The 25,868-nt window shown below is 69.1% G+C and carries 28 protein-coding genes and 2 tRNA genes; 21 read left to right on the top strand and 9 right to left on the bottom strand.

The window, feature by feature from the left end; genetic code table 11:
- Positions 1-23 precede the first annotated feature (23 nt).
- From whiA to KYX17_RS05810, 7 genes are all read left to right on the top strand, one after another.
- Positions 24-1,001, top strand: a complete 978-nt coding sequence (gene whiA / locus KYX17_RS05840; protein WP_243225950.1) for a DNA-binding protein WhiA — start codon at positions 24-26, stop codon at positions 999-1,001.
- 144 nt (positions 1,002-1,145) lie between these two features.
- On the top strand, positions 1,146-1,772 hold the full coding sequence (locus KYX17_RS05835) for a superoxide dismutase (protein WP_243225949.1): 627 nt from the start codon (positions 1,146-1,148) through the stop codon (positions 1,770-1,772).
- Between the two features lie 103 nt (positions 1,773-1,875).
- Positions 1,876-2,886: a type I glyceraldehyde-3-phosphate dehydrogenase gene (gap, locus tag KYX17_RS05830; protein WP_243225948.1), complete on the top strand. Its 1,011-nt coding sequence runs from the start codon at positions 1,876-1,878 to the stop codon at positions 2,884-2,886.
- Positions 2,887-2,895: 9 nt separating this feature from the next.
- On the top strand, positions 2,896-4,119 hold the full coding sequence (gene pgk / locus KYX17_RS05825; protein ID WP_243225946.1) for a phosphoglycerate kinase: 1,224 nt from the start codon (positions 2,896-2,898) through the stop codon (positions 4,117-4,119).
- The gene (gene tpiA, locus KYX17_RS05820) at positions 4,101-4,919 is read left to right on the top strand and encodes a triose-phosphate isomerase (RefSeq protein ID WP_243225944.1); all 819 of its coding nucleotides are present in this window, start codon (positions 4,101-4,103) and stop codon (positions 4,917-4,919) included. Before pgk ends, tpiA begins: the two co-directional genes overlap by 19 nt.
- Positions 4,920-5,001: 82 nt before the next feature.
- Positions 5,002-5,250 carry a preprotein translocase subunit SecG gene (secG, locus tag KYX17_RS05815; RefSeq protein WP_243225943.1) on the top strand — a complete coding sequence of 83 codons (249 nt, stop codon included), beginning with the start codon at positions 5,002-5,004 and terminating at the stop codon, positions 5,248-5,250.
- A complete protein-coding gene (locus KYX17_RS05810) occupies positions 5,250-5,603 on the top strand; it encodes an RNA polymerase-binding protein RbpA (RefSeq protein ID WP_243225942.1) in 354 nt (117 codons plus the stop codon). The genes secG and KYX17_RS05810 overlap by 1 nt, the downstream gene beginning before the upstream one ends.
- A 32-nt stretch (positions 5,604-5,635) precedes the next feature.
- Here KYX17_RS05810 and KYX17_RS05805 read toward each other — a convergent pair whose 3' ends face one another.
- The 6 genes from KYX17_RS05805 to KYX17_RS05780 all read right to left on the bottom strand — a co-directional run bounded on the left by KYX17_RS05805 (position 5,636) and on the right by KYX17_RS05780 (position 9,836).
- On the bottom strand, positions 5,636-6,778 hold the full coding sequence (locus KYX17_RS05805; protein ID WP_243225941.1) for a signal peptidase I: 1,143 nt from the start codon (positions 6,776-6,778) through the stop codon (positions 5,636-5,638).
- Entirely contained in the window at positions 6,775-7,065 is a 291-nt protein-coding gene (locus KYX17_RS05800; protein WP_243225940.1) for a hypothetical protein, read from the bottom strand. The genes KYX17_RS05805 and KYX17_RS05800 overlap by 4 nt, the downstream gene beginning before the upstream one ends.
- Positions 7,066-7,274: 209 nt before the next feature.
- Positions 7,275-7,775: a hypothetical protein gene (locus KYX17_RS05795; RefSeq protein WP_243225939.1), complete on the bottom strand. Its 501-nt coding sequence runs from the start codon at positions 7,773-7,775 to the stop codon at positions 7,275-7,277.
- 21 nt (positions 7,776-7,796) lie between these two features.
- Positions 7,797-8,372 (bottom strand): alternate-type signal peptide domain-containing protein, encoded by a 576-nt coding sequence (locus tag KYX17_RS05790; protein WP_243225938.1) that lies wholly within the window; start codon positions 8,370-8,372, stop codon positions 7,797-7,799.
- A 148-nt stretch (positions 8,373-8,520) separates the two neighbouring features.
- Positions 8,521-9,735: a hypothetical protein gene (locus tag KYX17_RS05785; protein WP_243225937.1), complete on the bottom strand. Its 1,215-nt coding sequence runs from the start codon at positions 9,733-9,735 to the stop codon at positions 8,521-8,523.
- A gap of 27 nt (positions 9,736-9,762) precedes the next feature.
- Positions 9,763-9,836: transfer RNA gene (locus tag KYX17_RS05780), tRNA-Gly, on the bottom strand.
- Between the two features lie 120 nt (positions 9,837-9,956).
- Here KYX17_RS05780 and KYX17_RS05775 point away from each other — a divergent pair.
- From KYX17_RS05775 to KYX17_RS05725, 11 genes are all read left to right on the top strand, one after another.
- A tRNA-Pro gene (locus KYX17_RS05775) sits at positions 9,957-10,030 on the top strand.
- 60 nt (positions 10,031-10,090) lie between these two features.
- Positions 10,091-11,575: a trigger factor gene (gene tig, locus KYX17_RS05770; protein ID WP_243225935.1), complete on the top strand. Its 1,485-nt coding sequence runs from the start codon at positions 10,091-10,093 to the stop codon at positions 11,573-11,575.
- Positions 11,576-11,643: 68 nt separating this feature from the next.
- Positions 11,644-12,162, top strand: coding sequence for a tetratricopeptide repeat protein (locus KYX17_RS05765; protein ID WP_243225933.1), 519 nt, complete (start codon positions 11,644-11,646; stop codon positions 12,160-12,162).
- A gap of 55 nt (positions 12,163-12,217) precedes the next feature.
- A complete protein-coding gene (locus tag KYX17_RS05760; RefSeq protein WP_243225932.1) occupies positions 12,218-12,814 on the top strand; it encodes an ATP-dependent Clp protease proteolytic subunit in 597 nt (198 codons plus the stop codon).
- A gap of 20 nt (positions 12,815-12,834) precedes the next feature.
- Entirely contained in the window at positions 12,835-13,476 is a 642-nt protein-coding gene (locus KYX17_RS05755) for an ATP-dependent Clp protease proteolytic subunit (protein ID WP_243225931.1), read from the top strand.
- Between the two features lie 173 nt (positions 13,477-13,649).
- Positions 13,650-14,585 (top strand): sugar-binding transcriptional regulator, encoded by a 936-nt coding sequence (locus tag KYX17_RS05750; protein WP_243225930.1) that lies wholly within the window; start codon positions 13,650-13,652, stop codon positions 14,583-14,585.
- On the top strand, positions 14,582-15,583 hold the full coding sequence (gene deoC / locus KYX17_RS05745; RefSeq protein ID WP_243225929.1) for a deoxyribose-phosphate aldolase: 1,002 nt from the start codon (positions 14,582-14,584) through the stop codon (positions 15,581-15,583). Before KYX17_RS05750 ends, deoC begins: the two co-directional genes overlap by 4 nt.
- A 13-nt stretch (positions 15,584-15,596) precedes the next feature.
- Positions 15,597-17,039 carry an aldehyde dehydrogenase family protein gene (locus KYX17_RS05740; RefSeq protein WP_243225928.1) on the top strand — a complete coding sequence of 481 codons (1,443 nt, stop codon included), beginning with the start codon at positions 15,597-15,599 and terminating at the stop codon, positions 17,037-17,039.
- A complete protein-coding gene (locus tag KYX17_RS05735; RefSeq protein ID WP_243225927.1) occupies positions 17,036-17,887 on the top strand; it encodes an aldehyde dehydrogenase family protein in 852 nt (283 codons plus the stop codon). The genes KYX17_RS05740 and KYX17_RS05735 overlap by 4 nt, the downstream gene beginning before the upstream one ends.
- 97 nt (positions 17,888-17,984) lie before the next feature.
- The gene (clpX, locus tag KYX17_RS05730) at positions 17,985-19,253 is read left to right on the top strand and encodes an ATP-dependent Clp protease ATP-binding subunit ClpX (RefSeq protein ID WP_243225926.1); all 1,269 of its coding nucleotides are present in this window, start codon (positions 17,985-17,987) and stop codon (positions 19,251-19,253) included.
- 40 nt (positions 19,254-19,293) lie between these two features.
- Entirely contained in the window at positions 19,294-20,415 is a 1,122-nt protein-coding gene (locus KYX17_RS05725; protein WP_243225925.1) for an epoxide hydrolase family protein, read from the top strand.
- Here the strand turns inward: KYX17_RS05725 and KYX17_RS05720 are convergent.
- The 3 genes from KYX17_RS05720 to KYX17_RS05710 form a co-directional block, all read right to left on the bottom strand.
- Positions 20,408-20,902, bottom strand: coding sequence for a GyrI-like domain-containing protein (locus KYX17_RS05720; protein ID WP_243225924.1), 495 nt, complete (start codon positions 20,900-20,902; stop codon positions 20,408-20,410). The genes KYX17_RS05725 and KYX17_RS05720 overlap by 8 nt on opposite strands.
- A 94-nt stretch (positions 20,903-20,996) precedes the next feature.
- Positions 20,997-21,494 carry a class I SAM-dependent methyltransferase gene (locus KYX17_RS05715; RefSeq protein WP_243225923.1) on the bottom strand — a complete coding sequence of 166 codons (498 nt, stop codon included), beginning with the start codon at positions 21,492-21,494 and terminating at the stop codon, positions 20,997-20,999.
- 71 nt (positions 21,495-21,565) lie between these two features.
- Complete coding sequence (locus tag KYX17_RS05710; RefSeq protein ID WP_243225921.1) at positions 21,566-23,614, bottom strand: M3 family metallopeptidase; 2,049 nt, start codon at positions 23,612-23,614, stop codon at positions 21,566-21,568.
- 111 nt (positions 23,615-23,725) lie between these two features.
- Here KYX17_RS05710 and KYX17_RS05705 point away from each other — a divergent pair, with 111 nt between their 5' ends.
- The 3 genes from KYX17_RS05705 (at position 23,726) to KYX17_RS05695 (ending at position 25,867) form a co-directional block, all read left to right on the top strand.
- Positions 23,726-24,925 (top strand): Gfo/Idh/MocA family protein, encoded by a 1,200-nt coding sequence (locus KYX17_RS05705; RefSeq protein ID WP_243225920.1) that lies wholly within the window; start codon positions 23,726-23,728, stop codon positions 24,923-24,925.
- 73 nt (positions 24,926-24,998) lie between these two features.
- Entirely contained in the window at positions 24,999-25,637 is a 639-nt protein-coding gene (locus KYX17_RS05700; RefSeq protein WP_243225919.1) for a transcriptional regulator, read from the top strand.
- Positions 25,634-25,867 carry a hypothetical protein gene (locus KYX17_RS05695; RefSeq protein WP_243225918.1) on the top strand — a complete coding sequence of 78 codons (234 nt, stop codon included), beginning with the start codon at positions 25,634-25,636 and terminating at the stop codon, positions 25,865-25,867. Before KYX17_RS05700 ends, KYX17_RS05695 begins: the two co-directional genes overlap by 4 nt.
- The last annotated feature ends 1 nt before the right edge of the window (position 25,868 follow it).

Below are 25,868 nucleotides of genomic sequence, written 5' to 3'. Positions count from 1 at the left end.
TGCACTGAGCGAAGAGGAGTCTCGTGGCACTAACCACCGACGTCAAGGCAGAGCTGGTCGGCATCCGGAACGCGCCCCCCACGGTGCGCGTCGCGGAGGTCACAGCGATCCTCCGCTTCGCCGGGGGACTGCACTCGATCGCCGGCCGTGTGGCCGTCGAGGCCGAAGTGGATGCCGAGACCCTGGCCCGCCGCGTGGCGAGGGATCTGGCCGAGATCTACGGTGTGCGTCCCGAGATCGCCCAGGTCCAGTCCTCCAGCGCGAACGACGGCGCCCGGTGGGCGGTCCGCGTGATCGGTGCGGGGGAGACGCTGGCGCGTCAGACGGGCCTGCTCGACCAGCGTCGGCGCGCCGTGCGCGGCCTGCCGAACCGGCTCACCACCGGGTCGCGCGAGGAGATCGCCGGTCTCTGGCGCGGCGCGTTCCTCGCCGCCGGCTCGCTGTCCGAGCCCGGACGCTCCGCCATGCTCGAGGTCGCATGCCCGTCCTCCGAGGCCGCCATGGCCCTGGTCGGTGCGGCGCACCGGCTTGGCGTCGCGGCCAAGGCGCGCGAGGTGCGCGGCATGCCGCGCGTCGTCGTGCGCGAGGGTGAGGCGATCCGCTCGATCCTGACCCAGATGGGGGCTGCCGGAACCGCGGCGGCCTGGGAGGAGATGCGCCAGCGCCGCGAGGTGCGCGCCGGCGTCAACCGCCTGGTGAACTTCGACGACGCCAATCTGCGCCGGTCCGCCCAGGCGGCGGTCGCGGCGTGCGCGCGCGTCGAGCGCGCCCTGGAGATCCTCGGCGACGAGGTCCCGGATCACCTCAAGGTCGCCGGAGAACTGCGCCTCGCGCACCGCGACGCGAGCCTCGACGAGCTCGGTCACCACGCCGACCCGCCGCTGACGAAGGACGCCGTCGCCGGACGCATCCGCCGCCTCCTCGCCATGGCCGACAAGCGCGCACAGTCGGAGGGCATCCCCGGCACCGAGGCCGCCGTCCCCGCCGGTCTCGACGTCTGACGACACATTCGTCATCCCGCGGAAGGTTCCCCTCCCGGTGCGCGTTGTCGTCACTAGGATGGAAACCGTCTGCTCCGCGTCGCATCTGGGCGGCGCGGAGGACCGGCAAGCGCCGCGGCGCGGCGCGGATTGGATGAAATCGACATGGCGACCTACACGCTCCCCGACCTTCCCTACGACTTCGCGGCGCTCGAGCCGCACATCAGCGGCAAGATCATGGAACTGCACCATGACAAGCACCACGCGGCGTACGTCGCGGGGGCGAACGCCGCGCTCGACGGCCTCGCCGAGGCGCGCGAGACCGGCAACCTGGCCAACGTCAACAAGCTCGAGAAGGACCTCGCGTTCAACCTCGGCGGTCACGTCAACCACTCGATCTTCTGGACCAACCTGTCCCCGAACGGCGGCGGGCAGCCGGAGGGCGAGCTGAAGGCGGCGATCGACGAGTTCTTCGGCTCGTTCGAGAAGTTCCAGGCGCACTTCACGGCTGCGGCCACCGGCATCCAGGGCTCCGGCTGGGCCGTCCTCAGCTGGGACCCGATCGGCGCACGGCTGATCATCCAGCAGCTGTTCGATCAGCAGGCCAACACCGCCCAGGGCACCATCCCGCTGTTCCAGCTGGACATGTGGGAGCACGCGTTCTACCTCGACTACCTCAACGTCAAGGCGGACTACGTGAAGGCCGCGTGGAACATCGCCAACTGGGAGAACGTCGCGCAGCGCCTCGACGTCGCCCGCAAGCAGACGGACGGCCTGCTGGTACTGTCGTAGACAAGACGGGCGTCCCGACGGACTTCTGCCCGTCGGGACGCCGTCGTCCACGAACTTCTCTATCAATACAGCGCGCGAGCGCACGAGAAACAGGGAGACCTGAGTGTCTGTCAAGATCGGCATCAACGGCTTCGGCCGCATCGGACGCAACTACTTCCGCGCGGCCCTCGCGCAGGGCGCAGACATCGAGATCGTCGCTGTCAACGACCTCACCGACAACAAGACGCTGGCGCACCTGCTGAAGTACGACTCCGTCGGGGGCGTGCTGGACGCCGACATCAGCTTCGACGAGGACAGCATCACGGTCAACGGCAAGGAGATCAAGGCGTTCGCCGAGCGCGACCCCGCCAACCTTCCCTGGGGCGAGCTGGGCGTCGACATCGTCATCGAGTCGACCGGCTTCTTCACCAAGGCCGAGGCCGCCAAGAAGCACATCGACGCGGGCGCCAAGAAGGTCCTCATCTCGGCTCCGGGCACCGGCGTCGACGGCACGTTCGTCATGGGCGTGAACGAGGACACCTACGACCCGGCCTCGCACCACATCATCTCCAACGCCTCGTGCACCACCAACTGCCTCGCCCCGCTGGCGCAGGTCTTCAACGAGGCGTTCGGCATCGAGCGCGGGTTCATGATGACCGCCCACGCCTACACGGCCGACCAGAACCTTCAGGACGGTCCGCACGGTGACCTGCGTCGCGCGCGCGCCGCGGCGATCAACATCACCCCGGCGTCCACCGGCGCGGCCAAGGCCATCGGCGAGGTCCTGCCGGAGCTCAACGGCAAGCTCTCGGGCTCGTCCTACCGCGTTCCGGTCCCCACCGGCTCCATCGTCGACCTCACGCTCATCACGACGCGTGAGGACCTCACGGTCGACGAGGTCAACGCGGCGTACCAGAAGGCAGCGGCCGAGGGCCGGCTCAAGGGCTTCCTGCAGTACAACGCCGACCCGATCGTGTCGAGCGACATCGTGCACAACCCGCACTCGTCGATCTTCGACTCGACGCTCACCAACGTCAGCGGCAACCTGATCAAGGTCTCGAGCTGGTACGACAACGAGTGGGGCTACTCCAACCGTCTCGTCGACCTGACCGAGTACGTCGCCGAGCGTCTCTGAGAACCGAACATGTCTCTGCGCACCCTGGAATCCCTGGGGTCGCTCGAGGGCAAGCGCGTCATCGTCCGTTGTGACCTCAACGTCCCCCTGCGGGACGGGGTCATCACGGACGATGGCCGTGTCCGCGCCTCGTTGCCGACCCTGAACGCGCTGCTCAACGCCGGCGCTCGCGTGATCGTCTGCTCGCACCTGGGCCGTCCCGACGGCTCGCCGGATGCGAAGTACAGCCTCGCTCCGGTCGCTCAGCGCCTGTCCGAGCTGCTCGGCAAGCCCGTCGCGTTCGCCCGCGACACCGTGGGTGAATCGGCTCAGGAGGCGGTCGCCGCCCTCGAGGACGGCGGCATCGCCGTGATCGAGAACCTGCGCTTCAACTCCGGCGAGACCTCGAAGGACGATGCCGAGCGCCAGGCGTTCGCACAGCAGCTCGCCGGCCTCGGCGACGTGCTCGTCTCGGACGGCTTCGGCGTCGTGCACCGCAAGCAGGCGAGCGTCTACGACCTCGCGGAGATCCTGCCCTCCGCGGCGGGAATGCTGATCGCTGCGGAGCTCGACGTGCTCGACCGCCTGACCGAGAATCCCGAGCGGCCCTACACGGTGGTGCTCGGCGGTTCGAAGGTCAGCGACAAGCTCGGCGTGATCTCGCACCTGCTCCCGCGGGTCGACCGCCTGCTGATCGGCGGCGGCATGCTCTTCACGTTCCTGAAGGCTCAGGGCTTCGCGGTGGGATCGAGCCTCCTCGAGGAGGACCAGCTCGACACGGTGCGCGGCTACATCGCCGAGGCGGCGGAGCGCGGCGTCGAGATCCTGCTGCCCACGGACGTCGTGGTCGCGGCGGCCTTTGCCGCGGATGCCGCGCACGAGACCGTGTCCGTCGACGCGATCGAGTCGACCGCAGCCGGCACCGCCGGCATCGGACTCGACATCGGACCGGAGACCGCCGCGGCGTTCGCCGACGCGATCCGCGGCTCGAAGACCGTGTTCTGGAACGGCCCGATGGGCGTCTTCGAGTTCCCGGCGTTCGCGAGCGGCACGAAGACCGTCGCCGAGGCGCTCACGGCCGTCGACGGTCTGAGCGTCGTCGGAGGCGGCGACTCGGCCGCCGCCGTGCGCCAGCTCGGCTTCGACGACGACCGCTTCGGTCACATCTCCACCGGTGGTGGAGCCAGCCTCGAGTTCCTCGAGGGCAAGAAACTCCCCGGCCTGGAGGTCCTCGGATGGGCGACAGCTCGATGAACGCGTCTGCTGCGCAGAACAAGCGCACCCCGCTGATCGCGGGCAACTGGAAGATGAATCTCGACCACCTGCAGGCGGTCGCGACGGTGCAGAAGCTGCACTGGACGCTCAAGGACGCCGGTCACGAGGGCGACTCGGTCGAGGTGGCCGTGTTCCCGCCCTTCACCGACATCCGCAGCGTCCAGACGCTGATCGATGCCGACAAGATCCCGTTCGCGCTCGGCGCGCAGGACGTCTCCGCCCACGATTCCGGCGCGTACACCGGCGAGGTGTCCGGAGCGTTCCTCGCCAAGCTGGACGCGACCTACGTCATCATCGGCCACTCGGAGCGGCGCGAGTACCACGCCGAGTCCGACGACGTCGTGGCGGCGAAGGTCAAAGCCGCGCTCAAGCACGGTCTTGTGCCCGTGATCTGCGTCGGCGAGACGGCTGAGGACCTGGAGAAGTTCGGCGCGAGTGCGGTGCCGGCCGGTCAGCTCAAGGCCGCTCTCGAGGGTGTGCCCGCTTCTGCGGACATCGTCGTCGCCTACGAGCCGGTGTGGGCGATCGGCTCCGGTCAGGCGGCGACCCCGCAGCAGGCGCAGGACGTGTGCGCCGCGTTGCGCGGAGTGCTCGCAGACGTGCTGGACGCGGATGCCGCGGCCCGCACGCGCATCCTGTACGGCGGCTCGGTGAAGTCCTCGAACATCGCCAGCTTCATGCGCGAGCCCGACGTGGACGGCGCGCTCGTCGGCGGGGCGAGCCTCGTGGTCGACGAGTTCGCCGCCATCATCCGCTACCAGAAGCACGTCGGCGTGTGAGTGTGCGGCGGGGCCTTCGCCCCGCCGCACCGTATACTTGACCGTTACGCGGGCATTCCGGCCCGAGCGAAAGGCTTTTCACGTGCAAGTTCTTGAGTTCGTCCTGCAGGTCGTGCTGGGCATCACGAGCGTCCTGCTGACTCTTCTCATCCTTCTCCACAAGGGGCGCGGCGGCGGTCTGTCCGACATGTTCGGCGGCGGGATGTCGACGGCCGTCGGCTCGTCCGGCCTGGCGGAGCGGAACCTGAACCGCTTCACGGTCGTGCTCGCGCTCGCCTGGTTCATCGCGATCGTCGCGCTGGGCCTCATCACGAAGTTCGAGGTGATCTGATGGCCACCGGAGGAAACGCGATCCGCGGGACCCGAGTCGGTTCCGGGCCCATGGGCGAACAGGACCACGGCTACCACGCCGACCGCATCGCGGTGTCCTACTGGGACGGACTCGGCAACGAGACCGTCCGCTACTTCGCCGCCGGGCTCCCGGAAGAGGAGATCCCCGACATCATCGACCACCCGAACTCGGGGCTTCCGGCGGGACGCGACAAGAACAACCCCCCGGCGCTGTCGAAGACCGAGCCGTACAAGACGCACCTCGCCTATGTGAAGGAGCGTCGCACCGACGACGAGGCCGAGCAGCTTCTCGAGGACGCGCTGACGCAGCTGCGCGAGCGCCGCGGTCAGTAGCGCCACAGCATCCGGAAAGACCGTCGTGACCGTCAGGCGCGGCGGTCTTTCCGCGTCCTCCGGGTGATGAGCACTGTGGCGCCGGTCAGCATGAGGACTCCCGCGGCGGCGATCGCGGCGACAGGGAGATCTGCGCCGGTGGCCGGAAGCGGGTCGGCTCCGGGCGGCGGGGCGGATTCGGCGCTACGGCTGAGCGTCGCGGTGACCTCAAGTCCGACGGATGCCTCACGGGACTCGTTGCCGGAGGTCGACGGGAAGACCACCCGGAGCGGCAGCCGCTCGTCGGAACCGGGACGCAGTTCCCGCTCCAGGAGTGCTGTGGTCGCCCTCTCCAGATGCTCGGCGAGCGCGACATCGCCGGGGTCACCCGGGTCCGTCGGGATCCAGGAGAGCGTGATCCGCAGATCGGCGAGGTCGTCGGACGCGTTGCGGACCCAGAGTTCGAGGGCGATCGTGTCGCCGGGAACGATCGCGTCGGTGTCGTCGAGGAGGCGCAGCGTTCCCGCATCCGTCCAGGTGAGGCCGTCCTCGCTGAGGAGCACGCGGGGTCGCTCCTCAGCGGCCGTCGCAGGGAGCGATGCGCCGGGGCCGAGCGCACCGGCGAGCACGACGGCGACGACGCCGACGGCGGCGACTGACGCAGCGCGTCGACGACGGACGACATCGTGGATCAGGGCGGCGAGACCCCATGCGATGGCGAGCACCCCGATCGCGGCGACCACGACGGACTTGACCGCCGGTGTCGCCCAGATGTTGATCCAACCGAGCCACGGGACGGCGTAGACCAGCGCTCCGCGCACCTGCACGGCGCGCACGGGCTCCGCGTCGGCGACGTTGTTGGCGTCGCCCTGCGTGGTCAGGATGCGCTCTCCGGTGCCGTCGACGCCGACGGCGACGACGCGATGGGTCACGACTTCGGGTTCTCCGGAGCGTCGCTGATAGGTGATGACGTCCCCGACGCGGATGTCCTCGATCGGCGTGGGACGCACGGCGATCAGGTGTCCCTGCTCCAGGGAGGGACGCATGCTGCCGGTGAGGACGGTGTAGCTCTGCGCGCCCAGGACGAACGGGACGACGACGGTGAACAGCGCGAGCACGCACACGATCGCCAGCAGCACGCCGGTGAGGATGCCGCGCACGCGCCGGCCGGGGGAGCGGCGGATGGCGGGGGTCATGGCACCGCCGCCCCGCATGTCGTGCCGATGGGGAGAAGCACGGACGTGGCCGTGTAGGCCCTCGAGCTCGTCGAAGTCCAGAGTCCGCTGGTGGCGGAGTTCTCATACGCGGGATAGACGCGCACTGTGAGTGTCGTCGGAGACAGCAGGCCCGACAACAGGTCCCCGAGCAGCCCCTGGTTCAGTGCGATCGAGTTCGTGCTGAGGACGACTGCCGTCGAGGTGCCGTCTGCGCGAGAGATGACCACACGGTAGCGGTTCGCGCCGGTCACGTTCGCCCATGTCATCGTCGCGGTCTGCACGAGCGGGGGGAGGCCCGAGTTCGCGCAGGTCATGGACGTTGGCGCCGGCAACGACAGGCGGGCAATCGACGTCCCCGTGTGCGTGTCCGATACCGACCAATAGGCGCTCGCGCCTGAGCTGCCGGCTGCGAGGAAGCCGGCGAGCACCACAGCGGCGGCGATGCGCTGTCGCCGTCGACGACGTGGCGTTCCCATCATCCGCCGCCCCGTTGTGCGAGGTCGAACGTCACTCTGGGTGAAAGGTCCTGACCTTGGAGGCTCGACGGAGCGGAGGGTGACAGCGTGTACCGGACGCACACGGTCACCTGCGCCCCGGGTGAGAGACCGCCGCTGGAGGGGTAGCCCGCACTGGGCAGCGCGGCCCCCGGCGCGCCCGTGCAGTCGTCCAGGCTGACCGATCGCGTGATGTATGCGTTGAACGCGGCGGCGTTCGCTGTCACGGCCGTGAGGCGCGTGCTCAGATTCGTTCCCGTGCCGACGACCGTGATGGTGGCGCGCTTGGAGGTCGTCCCGCCTGGTGCGATCGGGCTCCACGCCGTGCCGCCCGCCCACTCCACCTGGATGTCGAGGTCGCCGCTGGTGGCTGTGCCTCCAGGGAGCGTCTGTTGCGCCTGCCAGTAGGCGGACACGCCGGTCGCCGCTGCGAGAGCCAGCACGGCCCCCGCAGCGGCTCCGAGCAGAACGCGCCGCTTCACGGCATCCCGCAGAGATGCCGACTAGGGCGTCGGATCGACCTGGGAGAGCGTCAGCGACACGTCCTCGAAGACGAAGTCTGTCGTGGTGAGCGTGGTCCCGCTGGTCGCGGGGTCGAACTGGAACGCGACCTCGACAGAGACGACCTCGCCGTTCAGGGCGTCGGTGAGCCCGGTCCCGGGGAACGTCGCACCGGTGTCGTCGGTGACGCTGACGACCGGTGGGAGGATGCCTGTGGGCAGTGTCGCGATGTCCGCCACCACGAGATCGGCGACCAGGTTGTCACCGACGAGGGTGAGCGCGAAGTCGCCGGTCAACGTCAGAGTGTCGCCCGGCACGATGTCGATCGCGCTCAGGTCGGTCACGGGAACGGCCGTTCCTCCCTCCGGCGTCAGCGTCCACGTACTGGCGCCGGCCGGCTGCAGATCCAGGTCGCCGCTGACGACGGTGCCTCCGCCGAGCGTCGCTGTCGTCGACCAGTACGCGAGTGTTCCGCCTCCTCCGAGCAGGAGCACGGCACCCGCCGCGATCGCGACGATCGCCTTCGTCCGCGTGCCTCCGGCGCGGCCCTCGGACTGGTTCTGAACCGCTTCGTCCATCATCGATCCCCTCTCGCCGGACGCATGGGGGACATCCGGCCGTTGCGCGCAAGCGTAGTGCGCTTCCGCGTCGGTGTATACCGATATATCGAGCGGCCGAAGCATGTCGAATGGTGCCGAGCGGGCGCGCAAGGGGCGGTGACCGGGTTCAGCGGCAGGCCGCTGCGGCGTCGATCATCGCGCTCGATGGGGCGCCGTAGACGTCGGTGCCGTTGGCCGGGTCGGTGAAGCCCATGCCGATCGCCCAGGCCGTCGCCCATTCCTCGATCGTGTCCTGGTTCGACGAGTCGTACATCGCCTCGCACTTGACGCTGATCGCGTGGCCGACCTCGTGCGCGACGAGCGCCTTGGCCCATGAAGCGGGCCAGGACTCGGCGATGTAGTCCGACAGCGCGATGGTCGCATACCCGGGGTCGCCGTACCACCAGGTCGTCCAGCCCCCGTTGGAGGGTCCGTCGTATCCGGGGACGGTGGGTGACCAGTCGAAGTCGAGGAGCACGTCGGGCGCGAGGGACCGCGCGAAGGCCTCGATCTCGACGCGCGCATCATGCAGCGGCCCGGCCTTCTCGGCGAGCTCGGCCTGTTCGCTCTCGAGAAGGGCGGCCGCCGCCGACTCCAACTGGGCGTACCGGGACACCGCGTCCGCGTCGAGTGTGGTGACCGCGACGGTGACATCGGCCGCCGAAGCGCGCAGCGCCACGATCTCCGGGTTGCGTGCGTTGACGTGCGCGGCTTCGAGATCGGCAGCCGCAGCCGCGGCGGCCTGGACGGCCGCGACGGCGGATTCCTCGACGGTCGCGCCGGTCTCCGACAGGGCATCGCGCTGTTCGGCGATGTCGTCCTGCCGCCCCTCGAGCGCGGCCGTCTCCTCCTCCAGCAGTCCCTTCTCTGCGAACAGGTCCCAGGCCCACATGGGCTTGGAGTCCACCGTGGGGATCGCCGCGGTGGCCGCGGCATCCGCATCCTCGAGCGCCGGGGTCGCGGCCGCGATCGCCGCGTCGAGCGACCCGCGCGCTTCGGCGGGCATGAGGGTTCCGCTGTCGGCCGCGGCGATGTCGCCTGCGGCGTCCGCTTCCATCCGGAGCTGTTCGGCATCGGTCGCGAGGTCGGTCTGATCGTTCTCGACGACCGTCGCGGCATCCTGGAACGCGACGAGCGCCACGTCGTAGCCGAGGTGGGCCGCCACCTGGACGCCGGCACCCGCTCCGACGAGGACGAGCCCGATGAGCACGCCACCGATGACGCGTCGCCGACGTCGCCGACGTTGCCGCCCCCGCCGAGCGCGCGGCGGCTCGGGGCCATCCGAGGAGCCGGCCAGCAGCGGCGGGAAGTCGTGTCCGCCGTCGGAGGGCCGTTCGTGCACGACGCCCCCTTACGACGAGCGGAAGAGTGGAGGGGGTGACGGGAATCGAACCCGCACAGCCAGTTTGGAAGACTGGAACTCTACCATTGAGCTACACCCCCGGACCCCGGAAGCCCGGGAGACCGGCCGGAGCCTGAGCACCGACCGGTCCAGCATAGCGGACAGACGGGACTGCTCTCGTCCGTTAGACTTCCTAGGGCTGAATCTGCGCGCGGATTCCCCGGGGCGTAGCTCAGCTTGGTAGAGCGCCCGCTTTGGGAGCGGGAGGTCGCAGGTTCAAATCCTGTCGCCCCGACTCCGTCCACACGCTTCACGCCGCGCTCCCGCGCGGGAACCACAAGGAGAACACACCAGCATGGCGAACAGCACCGTCGAGAAGCTGACCCCGACCCGGGTCAAGCTCAGCATCACGGTCACCCCCGAGGACCTCAAGCCCAGCATCGCGCACGCGTACGAGCACATCGCGCAGGACGTGCAGATCCCCGGCTTCCGCAAGGGCAAGGTTCCCGCGCCGATCATCGACCAGCGCATCGGCCGCGGCGCGGTCATCGAGCACGCCGTGAACGAGGGCCTGGACGGGTTCTTCCGCGCCGCCGCCAACGAGCACAAGATCCGCATCGTGGGCCGTCCGTCCGCCGAGATCATCGAGTGGCCGAGCGAGAAGGACTTCTCGGGCGATCTGCTTGTCGACATCGAGGTCGATGTCCGCCCCGAGATCGAGGTGCCCTCGTTCGACGGCATCACCCTGACCGTCGACGCCGTGGAGACCGATGAGGCAGCCGTCGACGCCGAGCTCGACCGCCTGCGCGGCCGCTTCGGCACGCTGATCCCCGTCGACCGCCCCGCGGCCAAGGGCGACTTCGTCGAGCTCGACCTCGTCGCCACGATCGACGGCGCCGAGATCGACCGCGCCGAAGGCGTGTCCTACGAGGTCGGCTCCGGCGAGCTGCTCGAGGGCATCGACGACGCGATCGAGTCGCTCACCGCCGGTGAGGACACCACGTTCCGCTCCAAGCTCGTCGGCGGCGACCACGCCGGCAGCGAGGCCGAGGTCTCCGTCACCGTCAAGGCCGTCAAGGAGCGCGAGCTTCCCGAGGCCGACGACGACTTCGCCCAGATCGCGAGTGAGTTCGACACCATCGCCGAGCTGCGCGAGAGCGTCGCCGAGCGCGTCAACCAGCAGGGCGTGTTCACGCAGGGCTCCGCCGCGCGCGACCAGCTCGTCGAGACGCTGCTCGAGAAGATCGAGATCCCGGTCCCGCCGCAGCTGATCGAGGACGAGGTGCACAACCACCTCGAGTCCGAGAACCGTCTCGAGGACGACGAGCACCGCGCCGAGGTCACCGAGGCGAGCGAGAAGCAGTTCCGCACCCAGGTGCTCCTGGACACGATCGCCGAGCAGGCCGACGTCCAGGTCTCGCAGGAGGAGCTGTCGCAGTACCTCATCCAGTCGGCCGCGCAGTACGGCATGGCACCGCAGGAGTTCGTCGAGGCGCTGCAGTCCTCGAACCAGCTCCCCGCGCTGGTCGGCGAGGTCGCCCGCAACAAGGCTCTCGCGATCGCTCTCGGAAAGGTGACCGTCGTCGACACCAACGGCAAGGCCGTCGACCTCAGCGACTTCATCGCCGTCGAGGACGAGGACGAGTCGGCGGATGACTCCGCCGAGGTGCAGGAGGACGAGAAGCCTGCCGAGAAGGCTCCGACCAAGAAGCCGGCGGCCAAGAAGGCTCCCGCGAAGAAGAAGGCCGACGACGCCGAGGCTCCCGCTGAGAAGCCCGCGGCCAAGAAGCCGGCGACGAAGAAGGCTCCGGCCAAGAAGGCGGCCGACAAGGCCGAGTGATCGCTGCGCGATCCTGACGAGAAGGCGGATGCTTCGGCATCCGCCTTCTCGCATATCGGAAGGAAGACATGAAGACGTGGGATGAGCGGGTCGACGAGATCTGGGCGGCCGCAGCGGGGGAGCCCGTCGATGACGAGATCATCGCCCGGATCGACGCCCTCGCCGCCGAGCGCGGCGCCGACGACGCCCGCGCCGCCTTCGAACGCGCGGGTGCGCGCGACTCGGCCGGACGCGAGGCGGAGGCCATCGCCCTGTACCGCCGCGCGCTGGAACTCGGCCTGGACGAGGAGCACCGGCCGCAGGCGGTGGTCCAGCTCGCGAGCTCGCTGCGCAATGTCGGCGCGTACGACGAGGCGCTGGCACTGGTCTCGGCCGAGACCGACGCGCATCCCGACTCGCCGTACCGCGACGCCGTCGCGGCTGTTCACGCCCTCACGCTGGCCAGCGCCGGTCAGCCGGCGCGTGGTCTCTCGGTGGCGCTGCTGGCACTCGTGCCGCACCTGCCGCGCTACCACCGTTCGATGACGGTGTACGCGAGGCAGATCGCCGGGACGACACCCGATATGCCGACGGCGAACACGACCTGAGCGCCGCGTTGTCGCCGGTAGATTCGAATCACCGAACACGGAAACAGGAGCTGAAATGGCTGCAGAACCCCTTGTCGCGACGAGCGTCTTCGACAGGCTGCTGAAGGACCGCATCATCTGGCTCGGATCAGAGGTGCGCGACGAGAACGCCAACGAGATCTGCGCGAAGATCCTTCTTCTCGCCGCCGAGGATCCCGAGAAGGACATCTACCTCTACATCAACTCGCCCGGCGGCTCCATCACGGCGGGCATGGCCATCTACGACACCATGCAGTTCGTTCCCAACGACATCGTCACGGTCGGCATCGGAATGGCCGCGTCCATGGGCCAGCTGCTGCTGACCAGCGGCACCAAGGGCAAGCGCTACATCACGCCGAACGCCCGTGTGCTGCTGCACCAGCCGCACGGCGGGTTCGGCGGCACCGCGAGCGACATCCAGACGCAGGCGCAGCTGATCCTCTCGATGAAGAAGCGCCTCGCCGAGATCACTGCGGCGCAGACGGGCAAGTCCGTCGAGCAGATCAACGCCGACGGAGACCGGGACCGCTGGTTCACGGCCGATGAGGCGCTGGAATACGGCTTCGTCGACCACATCCGCGAGCACGCCAGCGACGTCCACGGCGGCGGCGGCACCGACCAGAGCAGCAAGTAAGCGGACGCGAAAGGAATCCCATGTACACCCCCACCTTCCGCTCCGCAGGCGACCTGCCGTCCAGCCGCTACGTGCTCCCGCAGTTCGAGGAGCGCACGGCCTACGGCTTCAAGCGCCAGGACCCCTACAACAAGCTGTTCGAGGACCGCGTGATCTTCCTCGGAGTGCAGGTCGACGACGCATCGGCCGATGACGTCATGGCGCAGCTGCTCGTGCTCGAGAGCCAGGACGCCGAGCGCGACATCACGATGTACATCAACTCGCCCGGCGGATCGTTCACCGCGATGACGGCGATCTACGACACGATGCAGTACGTCGCACCGCAGATCCAGACCGTCGTGCTCGGGCAGGCGGCATCCGCCGCCTCCGTGCTGCTGGCGGCCGGAGCACCCGGCAAGCGGCTGGCGCTTCCCAACGCGCGCGTGCTCATGCACCAGCCCGCGATGGGGGAGGCGGGTCACGGTCAGGCCTCCGACATCGAGATCCAGGCGGCGGAGATCCTCCGCATGCGGACCTGGCTCGAGGAGACCATGGCGAAGCACACCGGCAAGCCGGCGGAGCAGATCAACCGCGACATCGATCGCGACAAGATCCTGTCCGCGAGCGAGGCGCTGGAGTACGGCATCGTCGATCAGGTCCTCACCACGCGCAAGCGCGGCTGACCTTCACGACGCGTTCGAAGGGCGGTCCGGCATTCTGCCGGGCCGCCCTTTCGCATGCCCGGGAGTCCCGCTCGCCCGCGGATGTGGGCGCGCCCGGTGCGATGCTGCTCATATGAGCAAGACCCCGCGCATGCGTCGGTCCGGCGTTACCCTGGAGGAGAAGGGAGGATGCCGTGGACGACGATCTGCTCACCGTGCGCGTCGCCGAGCTCTACTACGACGAGAGCAGGACGCAGGACGAGATCGGCGCGCTCCTCAAGATCTCGCGCTGGAAGGTCGGTCGGCTCCTGGCGCAGGCTCGCGAGCGCGGCATCGTCCGCATCGAGATCGTGCATCCCCGGGCGCGCCGTCTCGGACTCGAGCGCGCTGTCACCGAGACGTTCGGCCTCGCGGACGCCGTTATCGTGCCCGCTGCGGACGACGACGCCATGACGCTGGAGCGGGTCGCGCAGGGAGCAGCGGACCATCTCGCCGCCCTCCGCCCCGTGCCCCGCGTGCTCGGCGTCAGCTGGGGCCGCACGCTGACCGCCGTCGCAGAGGCCCTCGCCGACGGATGGGCGCACGGCGTCACGGTCGTCCAGCTCAACGGCGGGGTGAGCCTGAACCGGCGCTCGGGCGGGGCGGCGCAGCTCGCGGCCACGATCGCCCAGCGCGCGTCCGGTCAGGTCGCGCTCCTGCCGAGTCCCGCCATCCTGGAGCGCATCGAGACCAAACAGGCGATCGAGGCGGACCGCACCGTCGCCGGCGTGCTCGCTCAGGCGGAGGCCGCGAACGCGTTCCTGTTCAGCGCAGGTCCGTGCGATCGGACCTCCGCTCACGTGGAGAACGGCTACCTCGACGAGGAGGACGTCGCCGAGCTCGCCCGTCGCGGCGCCGTGGGCGACGTGCTCGGGCGATACGTCGACGCGGACGGCAACATCGTCGACCCCGAGCTCGACGCCCGCACGGTCGGCGTCGGCCTGGACCGTCTCCGCGCCGCACGCAGCACGATCTTCGTCACCTCCGGTGCCGCCAAGCACGACATCGCGCGTACAGTCGTGACCAGCGGCCTGTGCCGGATCCTGGTGACCGATGAGACCACAGCCAGAGCATTGTTGGAGGAACAGTGACCACGAAGGAACTCGCCCGCAGGACTGCGGTGGACGTGCTGGGCGGTGAACCCGATGACGCGACGCTGCGGCGCTTCCTGCACGGCCTCCCCGGCGTCGACGCCGTGGGGCTCGAGCAGCGGGCAGCGGGCCTGGGCACGCGCTCGATCAAGACGAGCTCCAAGGCCTGGGCGCTCGACCGGATCATCTCGCTCATCGACCTGACCACGCTCGAGGGGGCGGACACCCCGGGAAAGGTGCGATCCCTGGTCGCGAAGGCGAAGACCCCGGACGCCGCCGACCCGAAGACTCCGCTCGTCGCGGCCGTGTGCGTGTACGGCGACATGGTGCCGTACGCGGTGGACGCGCTCGGGAGCCTGCACGGGGATCCCGACGACGGGAAGATCTCCGTGGCGGCCGTGGCCACCGCGTTCCCCAGCGGCCGCGCCTCGCTGGACATCAAGCTCGCCGACACGGCGGAGGCGGTGGCCGCCGGTGCGGACGAGATCGACATGGTGATCGATCGGGGCGCGTTCCTGTCCGGGCGCTACGGTCTCGTCTTCGAGCAGATCGCGCGGGTCAAGGAGGCGTGCCGCCGGGAGGACGGCACCTACGCCTCGCTGAAGGTGATCCTGGAGACCGGGGAGCTCAACACCTACGACAACATCAAGCGGGCATCGTGGCTCGGCATCCTCGCCGGAGGCGACTTCATCAAGACCTCGACGGGCAAGGTGCAGCCGGCGGCGACCCTGCCGACCACGCTGCTCATGCTCGAGACCGTGCGCGACTGGTACCGCGCGACGGGCGAGAGGATCGGGGTGAAGCCCGCCGGCGGCATCCGTTCCTCGAAGGATGCCGTGAAGTACCTCGTCACGGTCGCCGAGACGGCCGGCGAGGAATGGCTGCAACCGCACCTGTTCCGGTTCGGCGCCTCGAGCCTGCTGAACGACGTGCTCCTGCAGCGGCAGAAGCTCGCCACCGGCCACTACTCCGGCCCCGACTACGTCACGATCGACTGACAGGGACACGAACATGTCATTTCTGGAATACGCACCGGCGCCGGAGTCCACGGCGATCCTGAAGCTCAAGCAGAGCTACGGACTGTTCATCGACGGCGAGTTCGTCGACGGCGGCGGCGACAGCTTCACGACCATCTCTCCGGCCGACGAGTCGCGGATCGCCGAGATCGCCGCCGCCGGCGACGAGGACGTCGACCGCGCCGTCGCCGCGGCTCGCCGCGCCTATGAGAAGACCTGGTCGAAGATGAGCGGACGCGACCGCGGCAAGTACCTCTTCCGCATCGCGCGCCTGGTGCAGGAGCGGGCCCGCGAGCTCGCCGTGGCCGAGAGCCTCGACAACGGCAAGCCCATCAAGGAGAGCCGCGACGTCGACGTGCCCCTGGTCGCCGCGTGGTTCTTCTACTACGCCGGCTGGGCCGACAAGCTCGACTACGCCGGACTCGGCGCGACCCCGCGGGCACTCGGCGTCGCGGGTCAGGTGATCCCGTGGAACTTCCCTCTCCTCATGCTCGCGTGGAAGATCGCTCCGGCTCTCGCGGCCGGCAACACCGTGGTGCTCAAGCCGGCCGAGACCACGCCGCTGACGGCGCTGATCTTCGCCGAGATCCTGCAGCAGGCGGATCTTCCCGCCGGCGTCGTCAACATCCTCAACGGCGCGGGCGCGACGGGCGCTCGACTCGTCCGGCATCCGGACGTCGACAAGGTCGCCTTCACCGGTTCCACCGTTGTCGGGCGGGACATCGCGAAGGCCGTGGCGGGGACCGGCAAGAAGGTCACGCTCGAACTCGGCGGCAAGGCCGCGAACATCGTGTTCGACGATGCTCCGATCGACCAGGCCGTCGAGGGCATCGTCAACGGCATCTTCTTCAACCAGGGGCATGTGTGCTGCGCCGGCAGCCGCCTGCTCGTGCAGGAATCGATCCACGACGAGGTGCTGGACCGGCTGAAGACGCGTCTGTCGACCCTGAGGCTCGGCGACCCGCTGGACAAGAACACCGACATCGGCGCGATCAACTCCGCCGCACAGCTGCAGCGGATCCGTGAGCTCAGCGACATCGGCGAGGCCGAGGGCGCCGGGCGCTGGACCGCGGACTGCGCGATCCCCGAGAAGGGCTTCTGGTTCGCGCCGACGATCTTCACCGGGGTGGAGGCCTCTCACCGCATCGCGCGCGATGAGGTGTTCGGCCCGGTGCTGTCGGTGCTGACCTTCCGGACCCCCGCCGAGGCGATCGCGAAGGCCAACAACACGCCGTACGGGCTGTCCGCCGGCATCTGGACCGACAAGGGCTCGCGCATCCTCGCCGTGGCCGATCGGCTGCGAGCGGGAGTCGTCTGGGCGAACACCTTCAACCGGTTCGACCCGTCGAGTCCGTTCGGCGGGTACAAGGAGTCCGGATACGGCAGAGAGGGCGGCCGGCACGGTCTGGCCGCATACCTGAAGGGAGCCTCGGCATGACCAAGCGACTGTCCGTCCCCAAGACCTACAAGCTCGCGATCGGCGGAGCCTTCCCCCGCAGCGAGTCCGGTCGCACCTACGAAGTCGTCTCCGCCAAGGGTGCTTTCCTCGCGAACGCGGCGAAGGCGTCGCGCAAGGATGCACGGGATGCCGTCGTCGCCGCACGGGCGGCGGCGAAGGGATGGTCGGGTGCGACCGCGTACAACCGCGGCCAGGTCCTGTACCGCGTCGCTGAGGTGCTGGAGGGCCGCCGCGCGCAGTTCATCGACGAGATCGTCGCCCAGGAGGGCGTCTCGACCGCCGTCGCCGGCGCGCAGGTCGACGAGGCGATCGACCTGTGGGTCTGGTACGCCGGATGGTGCGACAAGTACGCCCAGGTCGCGGGGAACGCCAATCCCGTCGCAGGCCCGTACTTCAACATCTCGGTGCCCGAGCCCACCGGCGTGGTGGCGATCGTCGCGCCGCAGGAGTCGGCGCTGCTGGGGCTCGTGTCGGTGCTGGCACCGGCCCTCGTCGCGGGGAACGCGGTCGTCGTGATCGCCAGCGAGCGCTTCCCGCTGTCCGCCATCAGCCTCGCCGAGGTGCTCGCCACGAGCGATGTCCCCGGTGGCGTCGTGAACATCCTCACCGGCTCCCCGGCCGAGATCGCGCCGTGGCTCGCCTCGCACGCCGACGTCAACGCGCTCGACCTCGCCGGAGCCGGCGAGCTGGAGTGGGTCGACCTCGAGATCGCCGCGGCCGACACGCTCAAGCGGGTGCTCCCGCCGGGTGCCGTGGACGCCACTCCGGCGAGGATCGCGGCGTTCACCGAGACGAAGACGGTCTGGCACACCAAGAGCATGGTGTGAGACCCGGGCCGGACACCGGGCCGTCGCAATACGGCCCGGTGTCCGATGCACGGGTTAGGCTCGTCAGGAAGATCTCAGGATCCTGAGGAGGATGCGCATGGCTCGTATCGGTGAGAGCGCCGACCTGTTCAAGTGCTCGTTCTGCGGAAAGAGCCAGAAGCAGGTCCAGCAGCTGATCGCCGGCCCCGGCGTGTACATCTGCGACGAGTGCGTCGAGCTGTGCAACGAGATCATCGAAGAGCGCATGGCGGAGTCCGAGGCCTCAGGGGTCGCGGAGTTCGATCTGCCCAAGCCGCGCGAGATCTTCTCCTTCCTCGAGGAGTACGTGGTCGGCCAGGAACCTGCGAAGAAGGCACTCGCCGTCGCCGTCTACAACCACTACAAGCGCGTGCGCGCGCGCAGCACCCTGCAGCCGGCCGAGCAGAAGGCCGAAGAGATCGAGATCGCCAAGAGCAACATCCTGATGATCGGTCCGACGGGGTGCGGCAAGACGTATCTCGCGCAGACTCTCGCCAAGCGGCTGAACGTGCCCTTCGCGGTCGCGGACGCCACGGCACTGACCGAGGCCGGCTACGTCGGCGAGGACGTCGAGAACATCCTGCTCAAGCTCATCCAGGCCGCCGACTACGATGTCAAGCGCGCGGAGCAGGGCATCATCTACATCGACGAGATCGACAAGATCGCCCGCAAGGCCGAGAACCCCTCGATCACGCGCGACGTCTCGGGTGAGGGCGTCCAGCAGGCCCTGCTGAAGATCCTCGAGGGCACCGTCGCCTCGGTGCCGCCGCAGGGGGGACGCAAGCACCCCCATCAGGAGTTCCTGCAGATCGACACGACGAACGTGCTGTTCATCGTCGCTGGCGCGTTCGCGGGACTCGAGGACATCGTGTCCGCGAGGGTCGGCAAGCACGGTGTCGGCTTCGGCGCTCCTCTGCACGACAAGACCAAAGACCTCGACCTGTTCAGCGAGGTGCTGCCGGAGGATCTGCACAAGTTCGGACTGATCCCCGAGTTCATCGGCCGCCTGCCCGTCGTCGCGTCCGTGTCCCCGCTCGACCAGGACGCCCTGATCGACATCCTGACCGGACCGCGCAACGCCCTCGTCAAGCAGTATCAGCGCATGTTCGAGCTCGACGGCGTGCAGCTCGAGTTCGAGGAGGACGCGCTGCGATCCGTCGCCGACCTCGCCGTCGAGCGCAAGACCGGTGCCCGGGGTCTCCGTGCGATCCTCGAGGACGTCCTCGGGCCGATCATGTTCGAGATCCCCTCTGCCGAGGACGTGGCGAAGGTGATCGTGACGCGTGCCGCCGTCGAAGAGGGCGCGCCCCCGACCGTCATCATGGAGCGCAAGCGCAAGAGCGCCTGAACCCGCGGTCGGCGTCGGAGGTCCGCGCTACGGTCGCGGTATGCGACCTTTCCAGATCTCCGTGCCGGATGACGTCCTTCGCGACCTGCGTGAACGTCTGGAGCGGGTTCGCCTGCTGCCGGATTCGCCCAGGCGACCGGACAGCGGGCTGACCGCGGCCTACCTGGCCGAGCTCGTCGAGTCCTGGCGCTCGTTCGACTGGCGCGGCCGCGAACGCTGGCTCAACGAGTTCCCGCAGTTCCTCGCTGAGGTCGACGGCACGCAGGTCCACTACGTGCACCGCCGCGCCGAGGACGCCGGCGCGCCCGCGATCCTCCTCATGCACGGGTGGCCGCACACCTTCGCGCTGCAGCTCGACCTCGTCCGGCTCCTCCCGGAGTTCGACGTCGTCGTGCCGAGCTTCCCCGGTTTCGCCTTCTCGGAGCCGTACGACGGCACCATGACCGAGAATGTCATGGCGGATCTGATGCACGGTCTGATGACGGAAGTGCTGGGGTACGACCGGTACTTCGTGTACGGCGAGGACATCTCGGCGAACGTCAGCGATCTGATCGCCTCCGAACACCCGGAGAACGTCGCGGGAATCCTGGTGACGCACGCGCACTTCGGCACCGACGCCGAGCGCGAGTCGTGGGACGATCCCGAGGTCAGCGCGTTCTTCCGCCGCCTGTCGGAGTCCGGGGGACCCGACGGCGCCTACGCCCACGTTCAGGCCACGCGCCCGGACACGCTGGCCGCGGCGCTGAACGATTCGCCGGTCGGATTGCTGGCATGGATCGTGGAGAAGCTCGTCGAATGGAGTGACACGCCCGCTGATGACCCGGCCGGCGTGGAGCGGCTCATCTCACGAGATCGCATCCTCACCGAGGCGACCATCTACTGGGTGACCCAGACGATCGCGTCCTCGTTCCGCCCCTACTTCGATCACGGCGCCGACGCGGCCATCGCCCCCGTCGAGGTCCCGGCCGTCGTCGCGATCCAGCGGCACGAACACGACTACCCCGAGGTGCTGGCACGCGCCTTCTACCGCGATCTGCGTTCGTTCGAGCGGCTGGAGCGGGGCGGCCATTTCGCGGCCGCCGAGGTCCCCAGCGCGATCGCCGAGCGTGTGCGCACCCTGGCCGCCGAGACGCGGTCGCCCGCGGTGTCCAGGATCAGGTGAGAGGCAGGATGAGATCGGTGCGCAGCCGCTCAGCACGTTCCGTCGGGTCCGAGACGTAGACCTCGATCGAGATGCCCCGGGGCATGAGGCCTGCGGACACTGCTCGTTCGACGAGCCCGGACCAGCCCGTTCCCAGGCCGTCGTACGCACCCAGGTAGGTCGTCGCGACGGCCGGCCCGGAGGGAAGCGTCGACGCCGTGATCAGCACTCCGTCCGCATCGATCGGATCGGCCGGGGCGCTCGCGACGGGGAACCCGAGCTCGAGGTCGAACTCCTCCATCGGGTTGCCGTGGTAGATCGCCAGCGCCGGACCGGCGGGCACGAGTGCGCCGGTGCCGAACTGACGGCCGACCGCGGCATAGCCGGCGTCGAACGCCTCCCGCAGATCGTCGAATCGGATGCCCACGTGGCGGACCACGGCGAGCGGCATCGGGTCCAGCTCGATGCGATCGGCTGCGCCGAACGGGGCCTCCGGGAAAGCGGTCATGGGTTCTCCTCCTCGACGGACGTGCTGACAGGGCTCAGCCTAGGCACTGAGAGGCGGCGAGGGCACCCATTCCGCGATGAGGAGGGCGTCCTCCTCATCGCTCCACGTCAGCGAGCGGGAGATGCGAAAGCCCCCCTTCCGCCGCCGTGCGTTCGAGTCGCTCGACGGAGCCGAAGGGCGCGTGATCGCTCGGATAGGAGGGCCGAACCGGCGCCGGCCGCCGGCGTCCTCCATCAAGGAAGGTCGCCGTGACGGCGCGACCGCCGGGGCGCAGCACACGCCGCCACTCCGAGATCGCGCCTGCCGTGTCGGGGATGACATGCAGAGCGGTGACGCACGTGATGAGATCCACCGAACAGTCATCGACCGGGAGGCTCCTGGCATCCGCCACGATCCAGGACGCCGTCGGGAGTTGGGCTCGCGCGACGGCGAGCATCCGGGGGGACAGATCCGCCCCAGCCAGTCTGAGTCCTCCGCGTCGGGAATGCAGCGACCTCAGAACGAGCCCAGTGCCGGTCGCGACGTCCAGCACATCCGCAACGCCGTCGAGATCTGCGAACACCGCGACGGCAGCGGCGACGTCGCGATGCATTCGGCTCTCGTCATACGTCGCAGCGCGTGCGTCGAACACCGCGCGGATCGCGGCGAGGTCGCCATCACGACTCATCCCTCGAGACCGCGGCGCTTCAGCAGCGGCTGGATCTCGGCGTCCCGGCCGCGGAAGTCGCGGTAGGCCTCGAACGGATCCTTCGACCCGCCGACGCCCAGCAGGCGCTCGCGGAACCGGTCGCCGTTGTCGCGCGTCAGACCGCCGTTCTCACGGAACCACTCGACGGTGTCGGCATCGAGCACCTCGCTCCAGATGTACGAGTAATAGCCCGCACTGTAACCGCCGGCGAACACGTGCGCGAAATACGTCGACGAGTACCGGGTCGGCACGGCCGGCTCGTCGAGACCGATCTCGGCGAGAGCGGCCGCCTCGAACGCCGCCACGTCGTCCACGGCATCTTCCGGCGACAGACGGTGCCAGGCCTGATCGAGCCAGGCGGCCGCGAGGTACTCGCTCGTCGCGTGCCCCTGGTCGAACGTCTCGGTCGCCCTCAGACGCTCGACGATTCCCGCGTCCAGAGGCTCGCCGGTCTCGAAGTGACGGGCATAGTTGTTCAGCACCTCGCTCCACAGGATCCACATCTCGTTGACCTGACTGGGGAACTCGACGAAGTCCCGGAACACGTTGGTCCCCGCGAAATGCGGGTACGCGACGGTCGCGAAGAGCCCGTGCAGGGCGTGACCGAACTCGTGGAACAGCGTCGTGACCTCGTCCAGCGTGAGGAGAGTGGGCTGCCCGTCCGCGGGACGTGCGACGTTGAGGTTGTTCACCACGACGGGAGCCGTGCCCCGCACGCGCGACTGGCTGACGATCGGGTTCATCCACGCGCCGCCGCGCTTCGAGTCCCGGGTGTACAGGTCGAGGATGTACAGCCCGAGCGCGCGGCCGTCGGCGTCGGACACCTCGAAGACACGAGCACCCGGGTGATAGGCGACCAGGTCCGATCGCTCGGCGAACGTGATGCCGTACAGGCGCGTCGCGGCGAAGAACACGCCGTCCTGCAGGACGCGTTCGGCTTCGAACCACGGTCGCAGAGCCGCGGTGTCGATGTCGTACTCGGCCGCACGGACCTTCTCCGTGTAGAACGCCCAGTCGTGGGCCTCGAGCTCGAAGGGCCGCGGCTCGGTCTCGTCGATGATCCGCTGCAGCGCGGCCTTCTCGCGTCGGGCGTTGGCGGCGGCCGGGATCGCGAGACGGTACAGAAGGTCGGAGACGGCCTCGGGCGTCCCCGCGGTCTCGTCGGAGGTGACGTACGCCGCGTGGGAGGGGTGCCCGAGCAGCGACGCGCGTTCGGCGCGCAGACGGGCGATCTCGGTGAGCACGGCGCGGTTGTCGTACGCGTTCCCCCGTGCACCGCGTGATCGCGAGGCCTCCATGATCCGGCGGCGGCTCTCGCGGTTCGTCAGCGACGAGAGGTACGGGTGCCCGGTGAACAACGGGAGCGTCACGAGGTAGCCGCTCTGCCCACGATCGGCGGCGGCGCGGGATGCCGCGGACAGCTCGCCCTCGGACAGGCCGTCCAACTCGGCGGCGGACTCGAACGCCACCGCGAGCTCGTTCGTGTCGGCGAGCAGGTTCTTCTCGAACGTCGTCGTCAGCGTCGACAGGCGCTGGTTGAGCTCCGTCAGCCGGGCCTTCGCCTCGTGATCGAGAGCGGCGCCGGCATGCGTCATCTCCCGGAAGCGGCGCTCGACGAGATAGCGGTCCTCACCCGCGAGACCCAGCTCGTCGCGGCGGTCATGGATGCGGCGGATGCGGTCGTAGAGTGCGGCATCCAGGTTCACGGCATCCTCATGCGCGGCGATCAGCGGAGCGAGCTCCTCGTCGATGGACTGGATCTCCTCGGTCGCGTCCGCCGAGCTCACGGTGTAGAAGGCGTGCGCGACGCGCTCGAGCAGCTCTCCCGACCGCTCGAGCGCCAGCATGGTGTTCTCGAACGTGGGCTCGTCCGGAGCAGCGGTGATGCGGGCGATCTCGTCCCGATGCTCGGCGAACGCGGCGCGGAAGGCCGGAAGGTAGTGTTCGGGGCGGATCGCGGCGTAATCCGGAAGGGCATAGGGGAGTGGGGACGGCGTGATGAGGGGGCCGGCGGCATCGGTCATGGGATCGAGCCTACGCCGCCGATACCGGACCGCCGGGAACCCGGTCAGGGCCGCAGCTACGCTGGAAGCGCTCGCGAGCACGTTGCGGGCGGAGACCCGGGAGACCTGCTGATGACCGTCGAGAACGCTGTCGAAACACCGGACTTCCGGGTTGCGGTGATCGGAGTCGGCGCGCGTGCCGGCATCGCCCGTCACGTCGAGGCCGCCGGAGGCCGGGTGGTCGCTGCGGTCGACCCGGACGAGCGCAGTCGCGAGCGCGTCGTTCGCCTGTTCGGGGACATCCCGGTCTTCTCCACCGTGACCGAGCTCCTCGCCTCGGGGACGCGGCTCGAGGGCACGTTCATCACCACTCCGGACTTCACGCATGCCGACGTCGCCGTCGAGCTGCTCGAGGCAGGGATCGCCACGTACATCGAGAAGCCGCTGGCCACCTCGATCGAGGACGCCGACCGCATTCTGGAGACCGGCTTCCGCACCGGCACGAAGGTCTACGTCGGGCACAACATGCGGCACATGCAGGTCGTGAAGATGATGAAGGACATCGTCGACCGGGGCGAGATCGGCGAGGTCAAGGCGATCTGGTGCCGCCATTTCGTCGGACACGGCGGCGATTACTACTTCAAGGACTGGCATGCCGAGCGCGACAGGGCGATGAGCCTTCTGCTGCAGAAAGGCGCTCACGACATCGACGTCATGCACTGGATCGGCGGGTCCCCGACCCGGTCCGTGGTGGGCATGGGTGATCTCGCCGTGTACGGCGCCGTCGACTCGCGCCGCGACAACTCCGACCGCCGCATGGGGGACTGGTTCTCGATGGCGAACTGGCCACCGGCGGCTCAGCAGGACCTGAACCCGGTGATCGACGTCGAGGACATCTCGATGATCCTGATGCGCACGGACAGCGGTGTGCTGATGAGCTATCAGCAGTGCCACTTCACCCCGGACTACTGGCGCAACTACACCGTGATCGGCACGGAGGGGCGCCTCGAGAACTTCGGTGACGAGTCGGGCGGTGAGATCCGGCTCTGGAGCGCGCGCAGCGACTATCTCGAGAACGGGCACGTGCGCTTTCCGATCGAGGACGGCGGCGAGGGGGGTCACGGCGGCGCCGATCCGCTCACGGTCGCGGAGTTCGTCCGCTTCGTGCGGGACGGGGGTGCGACGCGGACGAGCCCTGTGGCGGCACGGGACGCCGTCGCGGCTGGCGTCGGCGGGGCGCTCTCGATCCGATCCGGTTCCCGGCCGTTCGAGATCCCTCGCCTGCCTGAGGACGTCCTCGAGCATTACGCCGCACACCAGCCCGCACGCTGATCCGGACGCGCAGGGCCGCAGCTGATGCAAAGAAAAGCTTGCAAAAAGCTCTTTGCAAGGATATCTTTGCATCATGACCGATCGTGAGAACGCCGCCCGGCAGGCGGGTCCCGAGGAGCGCCGCATCCTCGACGCGGGGGCGCTTCGGGCGCTGGCGCACCCGTTGCGGGTGAAGATCTTCGACGTGCTCGCCAATGAGGGCCCGCAGACCGCCAGTACGCTCGCCGCGATCCTGGGGGAGTCCTCCGGAGCGACGAGCTACCACCTGCGCACCCTCGCGCGGCACGACCTCATCCGCGAGGTCCCCGGCGAGCATCAGGGACGGGAGCGCTGGTGGGAGCGTCCGCCGGGCGGGATCGTGTACGACTCCCGCGCTGTGCAGGGATCCCCGGCCGGCGAAGCCGCGCTCCAGGTCGCCGTCGCCGAGGTGCACCGCCGCCGCCACGAGGAGCTGATGGAGTACTTCACCGGGCGCATCGATCTCGAGCCCGAGGAATGGGTCGATGCGAGCTCCTCGATGACATCGGGTATGAGCCTCACGGCCGAGCAGACCATCGAGCTCATCCGACGGATCGAGCAGGTCATCGACGAGACCGCGGCGACCTACCGCGGTCAGACCGGCGACGGGGTGCGCCGGGTCAGTGTCCGCGCGGACATCTTCCCCCTCGCTACGCACACCAGGAGCACGAACAGCGAGGAGGCGCGTCCATGAGCGCCGTGATCGCCAGTCAGGTTCCCGTCATCCCGCGCGGGGCCACGGCGCTCGAGCGCTGGGCGCTCCGACGGGCCATCGCGGTGACCGGGTGGATCACCCGGCGCGCCGAGATCCGCCAGGAGCGCCACGACGCGTTGCTCGCCCGCCTGCAGATCGAGCAGACGACGGCCGCCGATCCCGCAGCGACCGACCGCGCGCTCGCGCAGTGCGGTCTGCCGCTGAAGTGAC

Source organism: Microbacterium sp. CIAB417, assembly GCF_022788845.1.
This window is presented reverse-complemented; position numbering and strand designations above follow the sequence as displayed.

Excerpts from the sequence above, each read along its gene's own strand:
- KYX17_RS05835 (WP_243225949.1), top strand. The coding sequence starts at position 1,146 with ATGGCGACCTACACGCTCCCCGACCTTCCCTACGACTTCGCGGCGCTC.
- pgk (WP_243225946.1), top strand. The coding sequence starts at position 2,896 with ATGTCTCTGCGCACCCTGGAATCCCTGGGGTCGCTCGAGGGCAAGCGC.
- tpiA (WP_243225944.1), top strand. The coding sequence starts at position 4,101 with ATGGGCGACAGCTCGATGAACGCGTCTGCTGCGCAGAACAAGCGCACC.
- KYX17_RS05810 (WP_243225942.1), top strand. The coding sequence starts at position 5,250 with ATGGCCACCGGAGGAAACGCGATCCGCGGGACCCGAGTCGGTTCCGGG.
- KYX17_RS05805 (WP_243225941.1), bottom strand. The coding sequence starts at position 6,778 with ATGACCCCCGCCATCCGCCGCTCCCCCGGCCGGCGCGTGCGCGGCATC.
- KYX17_RS05800 (WP_243225940.1), bottom strand. The coding sequence starts at position 7,065 with ATGACATGGGCGAACGTGACCGGCGCGAACCGCTACCGTGTGGTCATC.
- KYX17_RS05790 (WP_243225938.1), bottom strand. The coding sequence starts at position 8,372 with ATGGACGAAGCGGTTCAGAACCAGTCCGAGGGCCGCGCCGGAGGCACG.
- tig (WP_243225935.1), top strand. The coding sequence starts at position 10,091 with ATGGCGAACAGCACCGTCGAGAAGCTGACCCCGACCCGGGTCAAGCTC.
- KYX17_RS05765 (WP_243225933.1), top strand. The coding sequence starts at position 11,644 with ATGAAGACGTGGGATGAGCGGGTCGACGAGATCTGGGCGGCCGCAGCG.
- KYX17_RS05760 (WP_243225932.1), top strand. The coding sequence starts at position 12,218 with ATGGCTGCAGAACCCCTTGTCGCGACGAGCGTCTTCGACAGGCTGCTG.
- KYX17_RS05755 (WP_243225931.1), top strand. The coding sequence starts at position 12,835 with ATGTACACCCCCACCTTCCGCTCCGCAGGCGACCTGCCGTCCAGCCGC.
- KYX17_RS05740 (WP_243225928.1), top strand. The coding sequence starts at position 15,597 with ATGTCATTTCTGGAATACGCACCGGCGCCGGAGTCCACGGCGATCCTG.
- KYX17_RS05735 (WP_243225927.1), top strand. The coding sequence starts at position 17,036 with ATGACCAAGCGACTGTCCGTCCCCAAGACCTACAAGCTCGCGATCGGC.
- clpX (WP_243225926.1), top strand. The coding sequence starts at position 17,985 with ATGGCTCGTATCGGTGAGAGCGCCGACCTGTTCAAGTGCTCGTTCTGC.
- KYX17_RS05725 (WP_243225925.1), top strand. The coding sequence starts at position 19,294 with ATGCGACCTTTCCAGATCTCCGTGCCGGATGACGTCCTTCGCGACCTG.
- KYX17_RS05720 (WP_243225924.1), bottom strand. The coding sequence starts at position 20,902 with ATGACCGCTTTCCCGGAGGCCCCGTTCGGCGCAGCCGATCGCATCGAG.
- KYX17_RS05715 (WP_243225923.1), bottom strand. The coding sequence starts at position 21,494 with ATGCATCGCGACGTCGCCGCTGCCGTCGCGGTGTTCGCAGATCTCGAC.
- KYX17_RS05710 (WP_243225921.1), bottom strand. The coding sequence starts at position 23,614 with ATGACCGATGCCGCCGGCCCCCTCATCACGCCGTCCCCACTCCCCTAT.
- KYX17_RS05705 (WP_243225920.1), top strand. The coding sequence starts at position 23,726 with ATGACCGTCGAGAACGCTGTCGAAACACCGGACTTCCGGGTTGCGGTG.
- KYX17_RS05700 (WP_243225919.1), top strand. The coding sequence starts at position 24,999 with ATGACCGATCGTGAGAACGCCGCCCGGCAGGCGGGTCCCGAGGAGCGC.
- KYX17_RS05695 (WP_243225918.1), top strand. The coding sequence starts at position 25,634 with ATGAGCGCCGTGATCGCCAGTCAGGTTCCCGTCATCCCGCGCGGGGCC.